Genomic DNA, 18,564 nt, shown 5'->3' with positions numbered 1-18,564 from the left:
CCGGGCTTTTCATCCGCAGCGCACCCGGGGCGGGTCAGCTCGGGCCGACCCGCTCCGGGTCGGGGCCGCGCAGGCTCTCCCGTACCACGGCGAGCCGGTCCGTCGTGGCGGCCCACTGCGCGTCAGCGGTGGTCCAGCCGATCAGCAGGTCACCGAGGTCGCCGCCGGGCAGCAGCCGCAACGCCCGGTCCCGCTCACCGAACGGGGTCAGCCAGCTGCACTCCCACCGGACGCCGCCGGCGCCGGCCGGGCCGAGGGCGAGTTCGCGGTACTCGGGCAGGGTTCCGGCGGCCCGCTGCCGCTGCTCCTCGGCCCGCAGGTAGCCGGTCGGGTCGCCGCCGACGGCGGCCGGCTCGACGGTGAGCGTCAGACGGGAGGCCGGGTCCCGGAAGCAGTCCACCTCGTCCTCGCGGAAGCGCAGCCAGCCGACCGGCACGGCCAGCCGGTAGCCGGTGCCCGCGTACCAGGTCCAGCCCGGCGGGGGCCGGAACCCGTCGTCGTTGGTGGCCGGCGCGGCGGCGACCGGCTCGCCGGCCGGGTCGGGCCGCAGACAGGGGAACGGCGGCGGGGTCATCGGCCGGCCACCCTCCGGCGGCGGTGGCCGGTCCCGGTCGGGTTCGTGCCGGTCGGCCTGCTCCCACGGCTCGGCCTCGGCCGCGCCGGCCGTCGCGGCCGGCCGCTCGTCGGTGACCGCGAGCGCGGTGCCCACCCCCGCCGCGGCGGCGACCAGCAGCGCCAGGCCGACCAGCGCCCACCGCCGGACGGTCGCGCGGATGGTCCCGACGCCGCCCGCCCCCGCGCCGGCCGTGCCCGCCGTCATCGCCACGCCCGCCGCGCTCGTCGCGTTCGCCAGGCCGGCCGGTCCCGCCGTCGTTGCCGAGCCGGCCGCGCTCCTCGCGTTCGCCAGGCCGGGCATGCTGGCCGGGGCCGCCGGGGCGTGGCCGGCCCACCGGGGGTCCGCGGTGCCCGCGCCGTCTGGGCGGTTCGCGGGCCCGCTTAACGGGCTCACCGCCCCCGCGCCGGGGGACCGGTCGGCCGGGGCGGGAGCGCCGGGCCAGCGCGGTGGCGGCGGCACCGACAGCAGCACGGTCGGCGGGTCGGTGTCGGGCGCCGGCCGGGCGACCGCCGTCAGCCGTCGGGCCGCCTCGTCGTGGCCGATCCGCCGCCCCGGCTCCCGGCAGAGCAGGCCGGCCAGGACCGGTTCCAGCGGGCCGGCGTGCGGGGCCGGGTCCGGTGGCCCGGAGGCCAGCGCCGCCAGGGTGGCCATCGCGGTGCTGCGGGCGTACGGGGACCGCCCCTCGACCGCCGCGTGCAGGGTGGCGCCGAGCGACCAGAGGTCGGCCTCCACACTGGACACACCCTCGGCGGCGCGCTCGGGGGCGACGAACTGCGGTGAGCCGAGCACCATCCCGGGCCGGGTCATCAGCCCGTCGCCGCCGTCGAAGACGGCCAGCCCGAAGTCGGTGAGCATCACCCGGCCGTCGTCGGCGACCAGCACGTTCTGCGGCTTGACGTCGCGGTGCAGCACCCCGGCGGCGTGCGCGGCACGCAGCGCGGCCAGCAGCGCCAGGCCGATCTCGGCCGCCCGCACCGGGTCGAGGGGGCCGGTGGTGTCCAGCACGGTCTGCAGCGACCGGGAGGGGACGTACTCCATCACGATCCAGGGTTGGTCGTCGACCCGGATCACGTCGTAGAGGCGTACCACGTTGGGGTGGTTGAGCCGGGCGGCGGTGCGGGCCTCGCGCAGCGCGCGCAGCCGCAGCTCGTCGCGTTCCGACTCGGCCAGCCAGCGGGGCGGCACGACCTCCTTCACCGCCACCTCGCGGTGCAGCACCTCGTCCCGGGCCCGCCACACCCGGCCCATCCCACCGGTTCCGACCAGCTCGACCAGTCGGTACCGACCGGCCACCGTCACCTGCTGCACTGTGCTCCTCACCGTCGGCCGACCCACACGGTAGCCAACGGATCGAGCCGCACCCATCGGTCGTCAGGTCGGCCCCGGTCAGCAGGCGGCCCCGTCGAGCGCCAACAGGTTGCCCTCCGGAATGGTGATCCCCGCCCGGCCGCCGGCCAGTTGGGCGGCGGCGCGGCGGGCCTGGAACGCGCCGTGCTCCCGGCGGGCGGCCGCGTACACCCCGGCGGTACGGGCGGCGATGGTCGGCCAGCCGTAGCGCTCGCCGACCACGGCCCGGGCCCGGCGGGCCACCCGGCGGGCGAACACCTCGTCGCCCAGCAACTGGCCGACCGCTCCGGCCAGCGCGTCCGGATCGCTGTGCGGGAAGGTGACCCCGGTGACGCCGGGCTCGACGATCTCGGCCAGCCCACCGGTCCGCGCCACCGCCAGCGGCGCCCCGGCCGCCGCCGCCTCCAGGGCGATCATGCCGAACGGCTCGTAGAGGCTGGGCACCACCGTCGCGTCGGTGGCGCCGAGCAGCGCCGGCAGCTCGGTGGCGCCGAGGAAACCGGCGAACCGGACGGTGTCGTCGAGGCGCAGCCGGCGCGCCTGCGCCTGCAGCTCCTCCCGGTACGGCCCGTCCCCGGCGATCACCACCCGCAGTCCCGGGTGCCGGTCGCGCACCTGCGGCACGGCGTCCACCAGGTGCTGGACGCCCTTCTCGTAGACCAGCCGGCCGGCGTACCCGACCAGCGGCCCGTCCCCGGCGAACCGGGCGCGGGCCGCCGCGACCGCGCGCGGCCGGGCGCGCCAGGCCCGCTCGTCGACGCCGTTGGGCACCACGTCCACCCGGCCCGCCGGCACGTCGAACAGCCGGGCGACCTGCTCGCGCATGTACCCGGAGCAGGCGATCACCCGGGCCGACGCGTTGCTGATCCAATGCTCGACGCCGTGGATGGTGCGATTCATCTCGCCGGGCAGCCAGCCCTGGTGCCGGCCCGCCTCGGTGGCGTGGATCGTGGTGACCAGCGGCAGGTCCAGGTGCTCGGCCAGGGTGACCGCGGTGTGCGCGACCAGCCAGTCGTGGGCGTGGATCACGTCGTAGTCACCGGACTCGGCGGCCCGCAGCGCGGTCCGGGTCAGGGTGTGGTTGAACGCCATCGTCCAGGCCAGCAGCGACCCGGTGGCCAGCGGGAAGGCCACCGGGTCCTCCGGCGCGCGGAGCACCCGAACGCCGTCGGCGTACTCCTCCAGCGGTGCGCCGTCGGCGTGCCGGGTGACCACGGTGACCTCGTGGCCGGCCGCGGCCAGGGCGACCGAGAGGGCGTGCACGTGCCGGCCGAGCCCACCCACCAGCACGGGCGGGTACTCCCAGGACAGGATCAGCACCCGCTGGTGCCGGCCGGGGTGGATGTCGATCACGTCGGCGTCAGGTGACATGCGGCCCCCTTTTCAGTAGTCGCCCCGGGCGCGCGGCGAGGGGACACCGTGAGGGGTGTCAGGCGTGTCGTCCGGGGTCGCCGCCCATCCTGCTCCGGGCCGGATAACCAGCGGAGACGCCGTCGTTGCCGGTGTGTAACGCCCGCCTAGCGGATCCGCCGGACGCGCAGCAGCTCGGCCACCGACCAGGCCTGGAACGGGCAGCCGGTGGCGCCGTGCGGCGCGGCGCCGTCGGCGGTCTCGCTCACCGACCCCAGCCCGTGCTCACCCAAGTGGCCCTCCAGCCCGACCAGCAGGTCGTCGGCGGGCAGCCCGGCTTTCCGGTACGCCTCGACCAGCGGCCCGACCAGCCACGGCCAGACGGTGCCCTGGTGGTAGGCGGTGTCCCGCTCGGCCGGCCCGCCCCGGTGCCGGGGGGCGTAGCCGGGCGAGTCGGGGGAGAGGCTGCGCGGCCCGAGCGGGGTGAGCAGCCCGGCGGCCACCCGGCGCAGCGCCGCCGGGTCCGGCTCCAGCGGGGCGTACGGCAGCGACCAGGCGAGCAGCTGGTTGGGGCGCAGCAGGTCGTCGTCGTGGTGCGCCTCGCCGCCCAGCGGGTACGCCGGCGCCGGCCCGTCCACCACGTCGTGCAGCCAGCCCGTGGGGGCGGGGAACCGCTTGCGGAACGCGTCCCGGGCCCGGTCGTGCAGCCGCCACAGCTCGGCGGCGTCCTGCCCGGCCAGCTCGGTCAGCTCGGCGAGACCGGCCAGCCCGTTGATCCACAGCGCGTTGACCTCGACCGGCTTGCCGGTACGCGGCGTCACCGGCACCCCGTACACCCGGGCGTCCATCCAGGTCAGTGCGGTGCCCGGGGTGCCGCCCTGGTGGATCAGCCCGTCCGCCGGGTCGACCCCGATGCCGTACCGGGTGCCGGCCAGGTGCGCCTCGACCACCCCGTGCAGCGCCGGCAGCAGCTCGTCGCCGAGGTCGGTGTCCCCGGTGACCGTGACGTGCCGGCTCACCGCGTGCAGGAACCACAGCGTCGCGTCGACGGTGTTGTACTCCACCCGACCGGTGTCGGCGGTGTTCGCCAGCATCCCCTCGGACAGCGTCGCCGCGTACGAGCGCAGCAGCTCGCGCCCCTCGTCGGCCCGGTTGGTGCAGAGGAACAGCCCCTCGTACGCGGTCATCGTGTCCCGCGACCAGGCGCCGAACCACGGGTAGCCGGCCACCACGTCCGGGCCGGCCGGGGTGCGCACCACGAACGCGTCCGCGGCCAGCGCCAGCGTCGCCTCGACCGGGTCGGCCGGCTTCGCCGTGGCCACGACCGCCCGGTGCCGCCGCCGCGCGGCCGCCACCACCTCGGTCGCCGGCGGCGGCTCCTGCGCCAGGTCACCGGCCCAGGCCAGCACCGACACCGTGTCGCCCGGCCGGTCCAGCGCGCCGGCGAACCGGCCGGCGTGCCACAGGTCCTCCTCCGGGTGCAGCCCGCGGGCGGCCTCCTCCCGGTGGTACGCGCCGAGCCACCAGCCGCCCTCGGGGCGCCAGTCCGGCCCGGCGAGCCGGAACGCGCCGTCGACCACCGCGCCGCCGTCCACCGGCTCGAGCCGGGGCGCCGGCCCGTCGGCCCGCCGCTCGCCGTGCGCGTCCCGCCAGGTGCACGCGGCGGCCAGCTCCAGCCGGACCGGCCCGCCGGCGACCAGCCGGTGCACCACCGCCACCGCCGACCGGCCGTACGTCATGGCCAGCTCGCGCTCGATCACCACGTCGCCGATCCGCCACCGCCAGCGCGGCAGGCCGTCGACCAGGTCGAAGCGCTCCAGCAGCTCGAAGCCGCGCGGGTCGACCACGCCCGAGGACCACTCGTGCGCGCCGAGCCGCACGGTGGCCCCCGAGGGCAGGGTCACCGCCGGGTCCAGGCTCACCAGGCCCACCGTCCGGGCGGCCGGCGTCTCGCCGGGCACCACCAGCAGGCCGTGGTAGCGCCGGGTGCGCAGGCCGCTGACGGTGCCCGTGGCGTACCCGCCGAGCCCGTCGGTGACCAGCCACTCCCGGGTCGCCCCGGCGGCCAGGTCGGTGCAGACCTGCGGACCGAAACCGATCTCGATCAACTACTTTCCTTCCACGGCGGCGAGGTGTAACACGCCACGACGACAATGGCCGCTGTGGTGAAGTACCGCGGCGGCGTCGAAGATGTGCAGGTGTTCACCGACAGTTCGCCCTCCGACGCACCGTCTCCCGACGCCGAGCGGCTCCGGCTCGCCCAGGCCGATGCCGGGGAGCAGGACTGGCGCGCATGGGGTCCCTATCTGTCCGAGCGGGCGTGGGGGACGGTACGGGAGGACTACAGCGAGCACGGTACGGCGTGGGACTACTTCCCCCACGACCACGCGCGGTCCAGAGCCTACCGGTGGAACGAGGACGGCATGGCGGGCGTCTGCGACGACCGGCAGACCTTCTGTTTCGCGCTGGCGCTGTGGAACGGCTACGACCCGATCCTCAAGGAGCGGATGTTCGGCCTGGGCGGCGACGGCGGCAACCACGGCGAGGACGTCAAGGAGTACTGGTGGTACGAGGACTCCACCCCGACCCACTCCTGGATGCGCTGGCGCTACCACTACCCGCAGGCCGCCTTCCCGTACGACGAGCTGGTCGCGGTGAACGCGCTGCGCGGCCGGGACGACACCGAGTACGAGCTGGTGGACACCGGCATCTTCGACGACGACCGGTACTGGGCGGTGACCGTCGACTACGCCAAGGCCACCCCGACCGACCTGTGCGTGGTGGTGACCGTGGCGAACCGGGGCGACGAGGCGGCCACCCTGCACGTGCTGCCGACGCTGTGGTTCCGCAACACCTGGGCGTGGGGGCTGCCCGGCGCCGACCGGGTGCCCCGGCTGGCCGGCTCGGCCGCCGACGGCGGGGCGGGCGCCCGGCTGGTCGGCGAGCACGGGGTGCTCGGTCAGCTGCTGCTCGAAGGTGACGGCGACCCGACGCCGTTGCTGTGCGACAACGAGAGCAACGCCGAGCGGCTGTGGGGGCTGCCCGGGCGGTCGGCGTACCCGAAGGACGGCATCAACGACCACGTGGTGTCCGGCGCGGACACCGTCAACCCGGCGCGGGAGGGCACCAAGGGCGCGCTGCACTACGTCCTCGACGTGCCGGCCGGGGGGAAGCGGCAGATCCGGTTGCGGCTGACCCGCACCGCGCCGCCGCCCGGCGGGGCCGCGCCGCCGCCGGCCGACCTCGGCGCCGGCTTCGACGCGGTGGTGTGGGCCCGGCGGGCCGAGGCGAACCGGTTCTTCGCCGGGGTGATCCCGGCCGCGGCGAGCGCCGACGAGGCGCTGGTCGCCCGGACGGCCATCGCCGGCCTGATGTGGGGCAAGCAGTTCTACCACTTCGACGTCAAGCGGTGGCTGGAGGGCGACCCGGGCTCGACGCCACCGCCGGCCGGGCGCCGGCACGGGCGCAACAGCGCCTGGTGGCACATGACCAGCTTCGACGTGATCTCCATGCCGGATCCCTGGGAGTATCCCTGGTACGCGGCCTGGGACCTGGCCTTCCACTGCGTCACCATCGCCCGGGTGGACCCGGGCTTCGCCAAGGCGCAGCTGCTGCTCCTGCTGCGCGAGTGGTACCTGCACCCCAACGGGCAGATCCCGGCGTACGAGTGGGCGTTCGGCGACGTGAACCCGCCGGTGCACGCCTGGGCCGCGCTGAAGGTGTTCGAGATCGACGGCTCCCGGGACCACGAGTTCCTCGCCCGGGTGATGCACAAGCTGCTGCTCAACTTCACCTGGTGGGTCAACCGCAAGGACACCGGCGGCAACAACGTCTTCGAGGGTGGGTTCCTCGGGCTGGACAACGTCGGCCCGTTCGACCGCTCGGCCGCGCTGCCGGTGGCCGGCGTGCTGGAGCAGTCCGACGGCACCGGCTGGATGGCGATGTACGCGCTGAACATGCTGGACATGGCGATCCTGCTGGCCGAGCACGACCGGGCGTACGTGGACACCGCGACGAAGTTCTTCGAGCACTTCGCGTACATCGCGGCGGCCGGCTACTCCCAGGGACTCTGGGACGACGAGGACGCGTTCTTCTATGACGTGCTGCGGTTGGCCGACGGCAGCCAGGTGCCACTGAAGGTGCGCTCGGTGGTCGGGCTGCTGCCGCTGGCCGCCACCACCCGGATCACCGCGCACACCCTGCACCGGCTGCCCGAGCTGAACGCCCGGCTGCGCTGGTTCCTCAGCCAGCGCCCCGAGTACGCGGACGTGATCGGCGCCCGCCGGCTCGGCCCGGACGGCCGGCAGCAGCGGCTGCTGACCATGGTCGGCCCCGACCGGCTGGTCCGGTTGCTGGCCCGGATGCTGGACACCGACGAGTTCCTCTCCGAGTACGGCCTGCGCACGCTCAGCCGGGCGCACCTGGACAAGCCCTTCGCGGTGACCCTCGGCGGGCAGGAGTTCTGCGTCGGCTACGAGCCGGCCGAGTCGACCAGCGGGCTGTTCGGCGGCAACTCCAACTGGCGCGGTCCGATCTGGATGCCGACCAACTTCCTGCTGATCAGCGCGCTGCGCGACTACGCCGCGTTCTTCGGCGACGACCTGCAGGTGGAGTACCCGACCCGGTCCGGCCGCAAGTGCACCCTGGACCAGGTCGCCGACGACCTCTCCGTCCGGCTGATCTCGCTGTTCACCCAGGACGGCTGGGGTCGGCGCCCGATCTACGGCGCCGCCCAGCTCTTCCAGACCCACCCGGACTGGCGCGACCTGATCGCCTTCCCCGAGTACTTCCACGGCGACAACGGCGCCGGCCTGGGCGCCTGGCACCAGACCGGCTGGACAGCCCTGGTCGCCGACCTGATCCTCACCCTCCGCCGCCCCTCCGGCCCGCCGCCCCCCGCCGCGTCGATCTAGGGGTAAGTGCTGCTTGTCGATCTCTGGGCACAGCACTTGGCCCTAGATCGACGCGGGTGGGGGTGGGGGGTAACGTGCCGCGGGTGGGGGAGCGTGGGGATACGACGGTGTTGGTGTTCGACGCGGACGACACGCTGTGGGAGAACAACGTCGTCTTCGAGCGGGTGATCGACGACTTCCTGGCCTGGCTGGCCCATCCCACGCTGGACCGCACCGAGATCCGGGCGGTGCTGGACGACATCGAGCGGGCCAACGCCGCCGCCCACGGGTACGGCAGCAAGGTGTTCCTGCGCAGCCTGGCCGATTGCCTGGAGCGGCTGCGGGCGCGCCCGGCCACCGAGCGGGAACGCCGGGAGATCGACGAGCTGGCGGCGGCGCTGGTCGCCCACCGGGTCGAGCTGATGCCCGACGTGGCGGACACCCTCGACACCCTCGCCGGCCGGTACGAGCTGCTGCTGCTGACCAAGGGCGACCGGGAGGAGCAGCAGCGCAAGCTCGACGCCTGCGGCCTGCTGCACCACTTCGCGGCGGCGCACATCGTGCCGGAGAAGGACGCCTCGACGTACCGCTGGCTGGCCCGGGAGCACGGCTTCGACCCGGTCACCGCCTGGATGATCGGCAACTCCCCGCGGTCGGACATCCTGCCGGCCCGGGCCGCCGGGATGCGCGCGGTGTTCATCCCCAACGACAACACCTGGGTGCTGGAGCACGACGAGCTGGACCCGGCCGACGACGGGGTGCTGCGACTGGCCGGGTTCGGCGACCTGCTCCGGCACTTCTGAGCGGGACGGTAACGTCCGCTTCGTGCCCCTGACGTTCCCCTCCCACCTGGCGCCGGTGCTGCCGCTCAAGCTGTGGCGGCCGCACTGGTTCGACGGGGTGGCGCTGGTCACCGGGGCGGTGGCGCCGGACGTCGCGTACCTGCTCACCGGCACCCGGCTCCAGTTCGGCGTCCGGGCCCACACGGTCGGGGCGCTGCTGTGGTGGAGCCTGCCGGTGGCGCTCTGCTACGCCTGGATCGTGCGGCGCACGATCGCCGGGATCGCCGTGCACCTGCCCGGCCGGCGGGCGTTCGGCTGGTCGGACTACGCCGCGCTGGGCGCGGTCCGGCATCCGTGGCAGGTCACCGTCTGCTCCGCGTTGATCGGCGCCGCCAGCCACGTCGCCGCGGACCGGGTGACCCACAGCGAGCGGTGGTTGCTGGCCCTGGGCGTTGACTTCCACGCGGTCACCGGCATCTACTGGTGGTCCTTCGCCGACGTGGTCAGCAGCGCGCTCGGCGGGGTGTTCGTGGTGGGCCTCGCGCTGCGGGCCGCCCGCCGGGGGCAGATCTTCGCCGGCGTACGACCGCCGGCGCCGCCGGCCCGGCCGGTCGTCTTCTGGGCGACGGCCCTGGCGGTGACCGGGGTCGGGGCGACGGTGCTGCCGGTCCTGCCGGCGGCGACCGTCCCGGGCGCGGCCGGGGTGCGCCTGCTGCACCTGATGGCGCTCGCGTTGCTCGCCGGCGGATGGGCGGCGAGCCCACCGCCGCCGATGCCGCCCGCGGTCGCGGACACCGGGAGCCTCGACCACGAACAGCGCCGGGCCGGCTGACCGCGTTACGCCGAACCGCCGTTTTTCAGGATAGTCGTCAATCACATTCTCCGGGCGGCGGAAGTGCTTGTCCGACCAGTTCCCGGCTGCCTAACCTGATCGGGCGTTCACGGCTCTTCGGGGTGAGCCGGAACGTGCCGAAGTCCGGTAGTGGGCACCGTGGAGCTGAGTGCGGGCGGGTCGTACCGCTGCGCTGGGCCCGGCGTCGGCGTCGTGCCGCGCCCGCCGTGCCCGTGCAGGCGAATGCCGCTACCACGCCGGACGGCTGGTGGTCAGGGCCGGGGAGTTGCGGCCTCGGTCCTGACCCGCCGCCGATCATTCTCGCCGCCCCTCGAATTGGTGCGGCGTCCCGCGCTTGCGACGCGTTACACCGTCGCGCGGCAATTGCCGGTGGAGATCCGTCACCATTTCCGGGGCACCGGGAAACCATCCACAGTGCGATCATGCTCGGGTTGGAGTCCACACCTTTCACAGGGAGCGCCGTGCAAGCGTCGACGGGCCGTACCGGGCCGATCCCACCGCCGAACCGGGCCTCCCGGCTGACCACCCTGCCCGCCGCCACCCGGCAGGTCGTTCTCGTGACCGGCGCCAGCTACACCACCACGTACGCCACGCTGGAGACGTTCCACCGGGCCGGCGGCCACTGGGTGCCGGTGTCGGCCCCGCTGCCCGCCCGGGTGGGGTCGAAGGGCTTCAGCGACAACCACGTCGAGGGCGTGGCGACCACCCCCACCGGGGTCTTCTCGTTCGGCCCGACCATGTACGGCATCGCGGCCGACCCGGGCGTCCGCTTCCCCTACCACCAGCTGGTCCCCAACGACTGGTGGAACGAGAACCCGAACTCGACCGCATACAACGCCTTCCAGCACAGCACCAGCAACCCGGGCGGCTACAGCGAGGCGCTGTGGCAGGAGGTCCCGGCGTACACCCACTTCGGCGTGATCACGTACAACATGCCGCCGAACGTGGCGAAGCCGGTGCCCGACGCGGGCAGCGGCATCTTCCTGCACGAGTTCAGCACCGCCGCCGGCAACCCGACCGCTGGCTGCGTCAGCCTGTCGCACACCAACCTGGTGAGCGTGCTGCGCTGGCTGGACCCGGCGCTCTCGCCGCGGATCGTGATCTGCCCCGCGCAGAACCTCGGCCGCTACTGACCCCGCGCCGCCCGGCGGAACGCACGGACACGGCTCGACCGCGCCGGCACGGGCCGGCGCGGTCGAAAGGCGTACGGCTCAGGAGCCCCCGCCGCGGACGATCGCCACCGCCACCCGGCAGAACTCGTCCATGTCCGGGTTGAAGCCGGCGGCGATGTCCGGGTGCAGCCCGGATCGGGTCTCGTCCAGCAGTCGCTGGCAGACCTGCTCGACCGGCTCGCCCGCGTAGCTGGCGCGGACCCGTTCGGTGGCCGCCTGCAGGGCCGAGGTCAGCTGATCCTCCAGCGGCCCGCGCAGTTTCTGCTGCACGGGATCGAGCCCGCTCGGGTCGAGCGTGACATGTGGCTCCGACATCGGCGCTCCCTTCGTCGGCGTCCGCGATACCCCACCGCGGGCGTCGGTCAAACCCCGGCCGGCAGGGCGGCCACCCTTACCTGGTACGAGAAATCGTCCGCCGGCTGCTCCGCGTACGACAGCTTGCGGATCTGCCGGTCGTCGTCGTACAGCGCGACGTCGACGAGCACGCCGAGGTGCGCCAGCCCGATGCTGGTCACCCGCTTCTTGTCCTGCAACACCGCGCACACCCCGCCGAGCAGGCTGCTCGCGTCGGAGGTGCGGTGCCCCGGCGGGCAGTGCAGGGTGACGTCCACCTCGACCGGCCCGCCCAGGGGCGTCCAGCCGGTGCGCTGGGCGGCGGCGCAGGCCGCCTGCAGCAGGGCGCGGACCCTCGTCGCCTGCCGGTGGCCGGCGGCGAAGATGGACAGCGCCTCGGTCTTGACCGGTGGCAGGCCGCTCACCTGGAACGTCAGGGCGAGAGTGCGGGTGTCCTGCACCACGACGGCACCTCCTCGTGGGGACGATCCTGCCCAACCGGTGGACCGGCAGAGGGGTGTTCCCGCGAGAACCAACCGATCGGGCGGACTGTGGTCGGCCGGAGGCGGATCGACGTCGACGGCGACGCGCCGGCTGGCAGAGCACCCCAGAGGCTAGTGGACGTGGCAGTCCGTGACCAGACCGCCACGCTCACCAGATGGGAAGGTCAGGCCCGCCGGCGCCGGCTCGGCCAGAACCGGGCCAGCGAGCCGGCGTCCGCGGCGTCCATGCACAGATCCTTGAAGCGCGCGATCATCCGCCATCATGCCGGCCCGGTCCGACAGGATGGCGCCCTCGTCAGCGCCGGCCGCGCTTGATCTCGTGGAAGGTCGGCATCCGCAGCAGCGGCACCAACGAGTCCCAGAGGACCAGCGCGTCGTCGGTGCCCGGCACGTCGGTGACGATCGGCCCGTGGATGCCGCGCTCGGCGTCCGGCACCATCAGCACCGGCGAGCCGATGTCCGGCCCGGCGGAGGCGTACGACAGGGCGTGCGACTCGCGTACCGCCTGGTCCCAGCGCTCGTCGTCGAGCGCCGCCGCCGCGTCGCCCAGGCCGGCCGCCTCGGCCGCCGCGGCGACCAGGTCGGCGGAGAGCGGGTTGCCGGCGTCGTGGGTGCGGGTGCCGAGCTCGGTGTAGAAGCGGCCGGCATCCTCGGCGCGGCCCTCCGCGCGCAGCGCCTCCACCAGCCGCAGCGCCCGGTTCGACGCGGCCATCGCGTCGGCGAACTGCGGTGGGACGTTGCCGTCGTTGAGGATCGACAGGCTGAAGGCCCGCCACTCGACAATCAGCCCGCGGGCCTCGGCGACGGCGACCAGCCAGCGGGAGGTGCGCCAGGTCCACGGGCAGGCGGGGTCGAAGAAGAAGGTGGCATCCATCGGGCGAGCGTAGGCGGTGCCGGTCCGCGCCGCAGGGTGTGATCCAGCCCACGCAGCCGGCCGGCCGTTGCGTGTTTGACATGTTGCCGAAGGTTTCGTGACTTGGCAGGTCGGGCACTGTTCGCCGCACGAAACGTCCGGGCGGGGCGGATTTTCGCCGTTCCCGGGTCCGTCTCGCCGCGCGCCGGGGCGCGGGTGGCCTCCCCCGGTTCTCGCCGACGAAAGGGGGAGGGCGATGACGACAGACCCCGAAGCGGTCCGACATCGGCGCCGGCCCGGCGTCCGGCTGGGTGCGGCGGCCGCCGCGCTGGCCCTGGTCGCGCCGCTGGCCGCCTGCGGCTCCGATGGCGCCGGCGGTGGTACGCCGACGATCAACCTGTACTACCCGCCGGAGCAGAACCTGCAGAAGGTGGTGGACGACTGCAACGCCCAGGCTCAGGGGCGTTACAAGATCGCCTACCGGGTGCTGCCCCGGCAGGCCGACGACCAGCGGGTGCAGCTGGTCCGTCGGCTCGCCGCGCAGGACAGCGGCATGGACGTCCTCGGGCTCGACGTGACCTGGACCCAGGAGTTTGCCAGCGCGGACTGGATCCGGGAGTGGACCGGCCAGGACAAGGCCGAGGCGGAGCAGGGCACCCTGCCGGGGCCGCTGGAGACCGCCCGGTACGAGGACAAGCTCTACGCGGCGCCGAAGAACACCAACGTGCAGCTGCTGTGGTACCGCAGCGACCTGGTGCAGCAGGCGCCGAAGACCTGGGACGACATGATCAAGGTCGCCCAGGGGCTGAAGGGCGAGGGCAAGCCGTACCAGGTGCTCACCATGGGCGCCCAGTACGAGGGCCTGGTCGTCCTCTACAACACGCTGGCCGAGAGCGCCGGCGGCAAGATCCTCAGCGACGACGGCAAGCAGGCCGTGATGGACGCCGGCACCGTCAAGGCGCTCGACCAGCTGCAGCGCTTCGCCACGTCGGGCGTGACGTCGCCGTCGTTCAGCAACGCCACCGAGGACCCGGTACGCCTGGAGTTCCAGTCCGGCGCCGGCGCGTTCCAGGTCAACTGGCCCTTCGTCTACCCGGCGCTGCAGGAGGCCGACCCGGAGCTGGCGAAGAAGGTCAAGTGGGCGCGGGTCCCGGGGATCGACGCGAACACCCCGAGCAAGGTCACCATCGGCGGGGTCAACATGGCGGTCAGCGCCTACTCGAAGCACCCGACGGAGTCCTTCGAGGCCGCCCGGTGCATCCGTAACGAGAAGAACCAGAAGTTCTCCGCGATCAACGACGGCGTGCCGCCGACCATCGAGAAGGTCTACGACGACCCGGAGATGGACAAGGCGTACCCGATGAAGGACACCATCCTCGAGGAGCTGCAGGAGCCGGCGGTCCGGCCGACGACTCCCGCGTACCAGAGCATCTCCACGGTGATGTCGGCGATCCTGTCGCCGCCGTCGGGGATCAAGCCGCAGCAGACCGCGGACGAGCTGCGCAAGGCGATCGCCGACGCGCTGGAGTCGAAGGGAGTCTTGCCATGAGTGTGAACGCGACTCCCACCGGCGCGGACGTGGCGGCCGAGGAGACCGAACGGTCCTCCGGGCGGCACGCGGCGGTGCCGACGCAGCGCTCGTCCCGCCGGGCGAAGGCGCCGCTGAGCGAGAACAAGAAGGCCGAACGCCGGCTCGGCTGGCTGCTCTGCGCCCCCGCCGCGCTGGTGATGGTGCTGGTCACCGCGTACCCGATCCTCTACTCGATCTGGCTGTCGCTGCAGCGCTTCGACCTGCGCTTCCCCGACCAGCGCGAGTTCATCGGGCTGGACAACTACGTGACGGTGCTGAGCAACCAGTTCTGGTGGACGGCGTTCGGCGTCACCATGCTGATCACGTTGGTCACCGTGGCGATCGAGCTGGTGCTCGGCATGGGGCTGGCGATGATCATGCACCGGACGCTGGTCGGCCGCGGCATCGTCCGGACGGCGGCGCTGATCCCGTACGGCATCGTCACGGTCGTGGCCGCGTTCTCCTGGCGGTACGCCTGGACGCCCGGTACCGGCTACCTGGCCAACCTGTTCGACGGCAGCGCGCCGCTGACCGAGCGGGCCAGCTCGCTGGCGATCATCATGCTGGCGGAGATCTGGAAGACCACGCCGTTCATGGCGCTGCTGCTGATGGCCGGGCTGGCGCTGGTGCCCGAGGACCTGCTCAAGGCGGCGTCCACCGACGGCGCGACGGCCTGGCAGCGGTTCACCAAGGTGATGCTGCCGGTGATGAAGCCGGCCATCCTGGTCGCCCTGCTGTTCCGCACCCTGGACGCGTTCCGGGTGTTCGACAACATCTTCGTGCTCACCAACGGCGGCAACGAGACCTCGTCGGTGTCGATGCTCGCCTACAACAACCTGATCCGGGGTCTGAACCTCGGCATCGGCTCCACGATGTCGGTGCTGATCTTCATCACCGTGGCGATCATCGCCTTCATCTTCGTGAAGCTGTTCGGCACCGCTGCCCCGGGCAGCGACGACGGGGAGAGGCGCTGAGATGGCCGTCGAAACCACCACCCGGGCGAAGCTGCGCTGGGGCCTGCTGGACGTCATCGTCGTCGTCTTCGCGCTGATCCCGGTGCTCTGGATCGCCTCGCTGTCGTTCAAGACCCCGGCCACCCTCACCGACGGGAAGTTCTGGCCGCGGGAGTGGACGCTCGACAACTACCGGACCATCTTCGACACCGACCAGTTCGTCCGGGCCCTGGTCAACTCGATCGGCATCGCGCTGATCGCCACCCTGATCGCGGTGGTGCTCGGCGCGATGGCCGCGTACGCGATCAGCCGGCTGGACTTCCCCGGCAAGAAGCTGCTGGTCGGGGTCTCCCTGCTGATCGCGATGTTCCCGCAGGTGTCGCTGGTGTCCCCGCTGTTCGAGATCGAGCGGCAGCTCGGCCTCTTCGACACCTGGCCGGGGCTGATCCTGCCGTACATCACCTTCGCGCTGCCGCTGGCGATCTACACGCTGTCGGCGTTCTTCAAGCAGATCCCGTGGGACCTGGAGAAGGCCGCGAAAATGGACGGCGCCACCCAGGGGCAGGCGTTCCGGCGGGTCATCGCCCCGCTGGCCGCGCCCGGGCTGTTCACCACGGCGATCCTGGTCTTCATCTTCTGCTGGAACGACTTCCTGTTCGCCATCACGCTCACCTCGACCGAGCGGGCCCGGACGGTCCCGGTGGCGCTGTCGTTCTTCACCGGCGAGTCGCAGTTCGAGGACCCCACCGGGGCGATCTGCGCCGCCGCCGTGGTGATCACCATTCCGATCATCCTGTTCGTGCTCTTCTTCCAGCGCCGCATCGTCTCCGGCCTGACCTCCGGCGCAGTCAAGGGATAGGTGGTAACAGTGGCTGACATCGTGCTGGACAAGGTGAGCAAGTCCTTCCCGGACGGCACCGTCGCGGTGCAGGACGTCGACCTGGAGATCGCCGACGGCGAGTTCGTCATCCTGGTCGGCCCGTCGGGCTGCGGGAAGTCCACCACCCTCAACATGATCGCCGGGCTGGAGGACATCAGCTCCGGTGAGCTGCGCATCGCGGGGGAGCGGGTCAACGACAAGGCCCCCCGCGACCGGGACATCGCCATGGTGTTCCAGTCGTACGCGCTCTATCCGAACATGACGGTGCGGGAGAACATGGCCTTCCCGCTGCGGTTGGCCAAGCTGGACAAGGCCGAGATCGACCGGAAGGTCGACGAGGCGGCCAAGGTGCTGGAGCTGACCCCGCTGCTGGACCGCAAGCCGGCGAACCTCTCCGGCGGCCAGCGCCAGCGGGTGGCGATGGGTCGGGCGATCGTCCGGCAGCCCAAGGCGTTCCTGATGGACGAGCCGCTGTCCAACCTGGACGCCAAGCTGCGGGTGCAGATGCGCACCGTGGTGTCCCGGCTGCAGAAGCAGCTCGGCACCACCACCGTGTACGTCACCCACGACCAGACCGAGGCGATGACCCTCGGCGACCGGGTGGTGATCATGCGGGGCGGCGCGATCCAGCAGGTCGGCCCGCCGCAGGAGCTGTACGACCACCCGCGCAACCTGTTCGTGGCCGGATTCATCGGCTCACCGTCGATGAACTTCCTGCACGCCGCCGTGCAGGACGGCACGCTGCGCACCGCGCTCGGCGACGTGCCGATCGGCGACCGGATCCGCCGCGAGCTGGAGGCCGGCGACGCGCCGCGCGAGCTGATCCTCGGCGTACGCCCCGAGCACTTCGAGGACGCCGAGCTGGTCGACGAGGAGACCCGCCGGCGTGGCCTGGAGTTCGAGGCGCCGGTGGACATCGTCGAGTCGATGGGGTCGGACAAGTACGTCTACTTCACCATCGAGGGGGAGCGGGCCAGCGCCGCCGAGCTGGAGGAGCTGGCCGCCGACGCCGGTGCCGACTTCAGCGGTGGCGGCAGCAGCCTGGTGACCCGGCTGTCGGCCGAGTCGCCGGTGGTCGAGGGCCAGAACCGGCGGGTCTGGTTCAACCTGGAGAAGATCCACCTGTTCGACCCGACCACCGGGCGGAACCTGACCCTGCACGAGGGCCGCTCGGCGGGCGCGTTGGCTGACTGAGCACGAATTCCCGCGGAAGGGCCGGTGACGGTGGCGTCACCGGCCCTTCGCGCGGGTGCGGCCGGGGCGCCGCCGTCTCACCAGGAGTGGCGCAGCGGCAGGCCGAGGAAGTGGGCGTACCCCTCGAACGCCGCCTCGACCCGGGTGCGCAGCGCGGCGTCGATCGGGGCCAGCGGCTGCACCGTCGCGGTCACCCGGGTCTTGCCGAGCGTTCGTGTCCAGGTGCCGATCACCCGCCCGGAGCGCACCACGGTGGCCCGGAACATGCCGTTGTTGCCCGGCACCACCACCCGCATGGCCTGCGGGTCGAGCATCAGCGCGCGGTCCTTGAAGCCGAGCAGGTACTCGTCGAAGCCGGGCAGCACGAGCAGGTCGTCGACGGGGGCGCGCGGCGCGTCGAGCAGGGCCGGGTCGAGGTACGCCGGCACGCCGTCCACCCGCACCTCGGCGAGGTCGTCGCCGGCCACCGCGATGGCCCGCTTCGCGTCGGTGGCGGTCAGCCCCGTCCAGCCGGTGAAGTCCTGCCGGGTGGTGGGCCCGTGGCTGCGGAAGTATCGCCGGGCCAGGGTGCCCAGCGCCTCGTCGCGCTCCGGCCGGTGCGGGTCGGGCGCCCACTCGTCCAGCAGGGCGAAGGTCTGCTCGGTGCCGACGTGCGGGGCGATGCAGGTGACCCCACGCTGGCTCGCGTACCACAGCAGGTGGTAGCCGCGCTGGCCGGCGCTGTCGACGCCGGCGGCGGCGATCGTGGCCAGGCACTCGGCGCGGGTCAGCCGGCCGCCGCCGGCCAGCGCCGCGCCCAGCGCGTCGGCCGCCCTGTCGACGTCGGCCTCGGTCAGCCCGAGCAGGGCCCGGCGGGACGCCACCCCGGCGAGCGCGCGGACCCCGGTCAGCTCCAGCATCCAGCGGGCGTCGCGCGGCGGCACCAGGTGCACGGTGCCGCGCATCGGCCAGGTGCGCAGCGCCTCCCGCCGCTCCAGCGCGGCCTGCACGTCGGCCACGGTGTGCCCGGGCAGTCTGGCGCCGAGCGACCACAGCCCGCTGGCCGCGTCCTGCGCCTGCATCGCGCCGAACCACTCCACCACCCCGGCCACGGTCTCCGGCCGGCCCCGGGGATGGGCCCGCAGCAGCAGGCTGGTCATCCGTAGGGCGAGCGCCTCGGCGCCGGTCAGCTCCATGCCGCCATCCCCTCGTCGCGCACCCGGCGAGCATAGGAGCCGCCGCCGACAATCCGTACGCATGACGGCGCGAGCAGCGGGGAAGCGGCGC

The 18,564-nt window shown here is 73.2% G+C and carries 15 protein-coding genes; 8 read left to right on the top strand and 7 right to left on the bottom strand.

The window, feature by feature from the left end:
* Positions 1 to 34: 34 nt before the first annotated feature.
* The 3 genes from ACFY3U_RS14390 to ACFY3U_RS14380 all read right to left on the bottom strand — a co-directional run bounded on the left by ACFY3U_RS14390 (position 35) and on the right by ACFY3U_RS14380 (position 5,421).
* The gene (locus ACFY3U_RS14390) at positions 35 to 1,924 is read right to left on the bottom strand and encodes a serine/threonine-protein kinase (RefSeq protein ID WP_387200433.1); all 1,890 of its coding nucleotides are present in this window, start codon (positions 1,922 to 1,924) and stop codon (positions 35 to 37) included.
* Positions 1,925 to 2,002: 78 nt separating this feature from the next.
* Positions 2,003 to 3,334 (bottom strand): glycosyltransferase family 4 protein, encoded by a 1,332-nt coding sequence (locus ACFY3U_RS14385; protein WP_387200430.1) that lies wholly within the window; start codon positions 3,332 to 3,334, stop codon positions 2,003 to 2,005.
* Positions 3,335 to 3,480: 146 nt separating this feature from the next.
* The gene (locus ACFY3U_RS14380) at positions 3,481 to 5,421 is read right to left on the bottom strand and encodes an amylo-alpha-1,6-glucosidase (RefSeq protein ID WP_387200428.1); all 1,941 of its coding nucleotides are present in this window, start codon (positions 5,419 to 5,421) and stop codon (positions 3,481 to 3,483) included.
* 45 nt (positions 5,422 to 5,466) lie between these two features.
* On the opposite strand from ACFY3U_RS14380, the gene ACFY3U_RS14375 reads away from it, so the two are divergent.
* From ACFY3U_RS14375 to ACFY3U_RS14360, 4 genes are all read left to right on the top strand, one after another.
* Positions 5,467 to 8,226, top strand: a complete 2,760-nt coding sequence (locus tag ACFY3U_RS14375; RefSeq protein WP_387200425.1) for a glucosidase — start codon at positions 5,467 to 5,469, stop codon at positions 8,224 to 8,226.
* Positions 8,227 to 8,333: 107 nt separating this feature from the next.
* Positions 8,334 to 9,008 carry an HAD family hydrolase gene (locus tag ACFY3U_RS14370; RefSeq protein WP_387200653.1) on the top strand — a complete coding sequence of 225 codons (675 nt, stop codon included), beginning with the start codon at positions 8,334 to 8,336 and terminating at the stop codon, positions 9,006 to 9,008.
* Between the two features lie 22 nt (positions 9,009 to 9,030).
* Complete coding sequence (locus ACFY3U_RS14365) at positions 9,031 to 9,819, top strand: DUF4184 family protein (protein ID WP_387200422.1); 789 nt, start codon at positions 9,031 to 9,033, stop codon at positions 9,817 to 9,819.
* Between the two features lie 482 nt (positions 9,820 to 10,301).
* Positions 10,302 to 10,973, top strand: coding sequence for a L,D-transpeptidase (locus ACFY3U_RS14360; RefSeq protein WP_387200419.1), 672 nt, complete (start codon positions 10,302 to 10,304; stop codon positions 10,971 to 10,973).
* 78 nt (positions 10,974 to 11,051) lie between these two features.
* Here ACFY3U_RS14360 and ACFY3U_RS14355 read toward each other — a convergent pair whose 3' ends face one another.
* The 3 genes from ACFY3U_RS14355 to ACFY3U_RS14345 form a co-directional block, all read right to left on the bottom strand.
* Positions 11,052 to 11,327, bottom strand: coding sequence for a hypothetical protein (locus ACFY3U_RS14355; RefSeq protein ID WP_387200416.1), 276 nt, complete (start codon positions 11,325 to 11,327; stop codon positions 11,052 to 11,054).
* 47 nt (positions 11,328 to 11,374) lie between these two features.
* Complete coding sequence (locus tag ACFY3U_RS14350; protein ID WP_387200650.1) at positions 11,375 to 11,806, bottom strand: hypothetical protein; 432 nt, start codon at positions 11,804 to 11,806, stop codon at positions 11,375 to 11,377.
* A 337-nt stretch (positions 11,807 to 12,143) separates the two neighbouring features.
* On the bottom strand, positions 12,144 to 12,722 hold the full coding sequence (locus tag ACFY3U_RS14345) for a DsbA family protein (protein WP_387200413.1): 579 nt from the start codon (positions 12,720 to 12,722) through the stop codon (positions 12,144 to 12,146).
* 235 nt (positions 12,723 to 12,957) lie between these two features.
* Between ACFY3U_RS14345 and ACFY3U_RS14340 the strand changes: the two genes are divergently transcribed.
* Genes ACFY3U_RS14340 through ACFY3U_RS14325 form a run of 4 tightly spaced genes read left to right on the top strand, consistent with a single transcriptional unit; the run spans position 12,958 to position 17,298 of the window.
* Positions 12,958 to 14,250, top strand: a complete 1,293-nt coding sequence (locus ACFY3U_RS14340) for an ABC transporter substrate-binding protein (protein WP_387200410.1) — start codon at positions 12,958 to 12,960, stop codon at positions 14,248 to 14,250.
* The gene (locus ACFY3U_RS14335) at positions 14,247 to 15,245 is read left to right on the top strand and encodes a carbohydrate ABC transporter permease (RefSeq protein ID WP_387200407.1); all 999 of its coding nucleotides are present in this window, start codon (positions 14,247 to 14,249) and stop codon (positions 15,243 to 15,245) included. The genes ACFY3U_RS14340 and ACFY3U_RS14335 overlap by 4 nt, the downstream gene beginning before the upstream one ends.
* A 1-nt stretch (position 15,246) precedes the next feature.
* Positions 15,247 to 16,083: a carbohydrate ABC transporter permease gene (locus ACFY3U_RS14330; RefSeq protein WP_387200404.1), complete on the top strand. Its 837-nt coding sequence runs from the start codon at positions 15,247 to 15,249 to the stop codon at positions 16,081 to 16,083.
* 9 nt (positions 16,084 to 16,092) lie between these two features.
* The gene (locus ACFY3U_RS14325; protein ID WP_387200401.1) at positions 16,093 to 17,298 is read left to right on the top strand and encodes an ABC transporter ATP-binding protein; all 1,206 of its coding nucleotides are present in this window, start codon (positions 16,093 to 16,095) and stop codon (positions 17,296 to 17,298) included.
* Positions 17,299 to 17,375: 77 nt separating this feature from the next.
* Here ACFY3U_RS14325 and ACFY3U_RS14320 read toward each other — a convergent pair whose 3' ends face one another.
* The gene (locus ACFY3U_RS14320) at positions 17,376 to 18,473 is read right to left on the bottom strand and encodes a winged helix DNA-binding domain-containing protein (RefSeq protein ID WP_387200398.1); all 1,098 of its coding nucleotides are present in this window, start codon (positions 18,471 to 18,473) and stop codon (positions 17,376 to 17,378) included.
* Between the last annotated feature and the right edge of the window lie 91 nt (positions 18,474 to 18,564).

It is taken from the genome of Micromonospora sp. NPDC000089 (assembly GCF_042899365.1).
GTDB lineage: Bacteria > Actinomycetota > Actinomycetes > Mycobacteriales > Micromonosporaceae > Micromonospora.
This window is presented reverse-complemented; position numbering and strand designations above follow the sequence as displayed.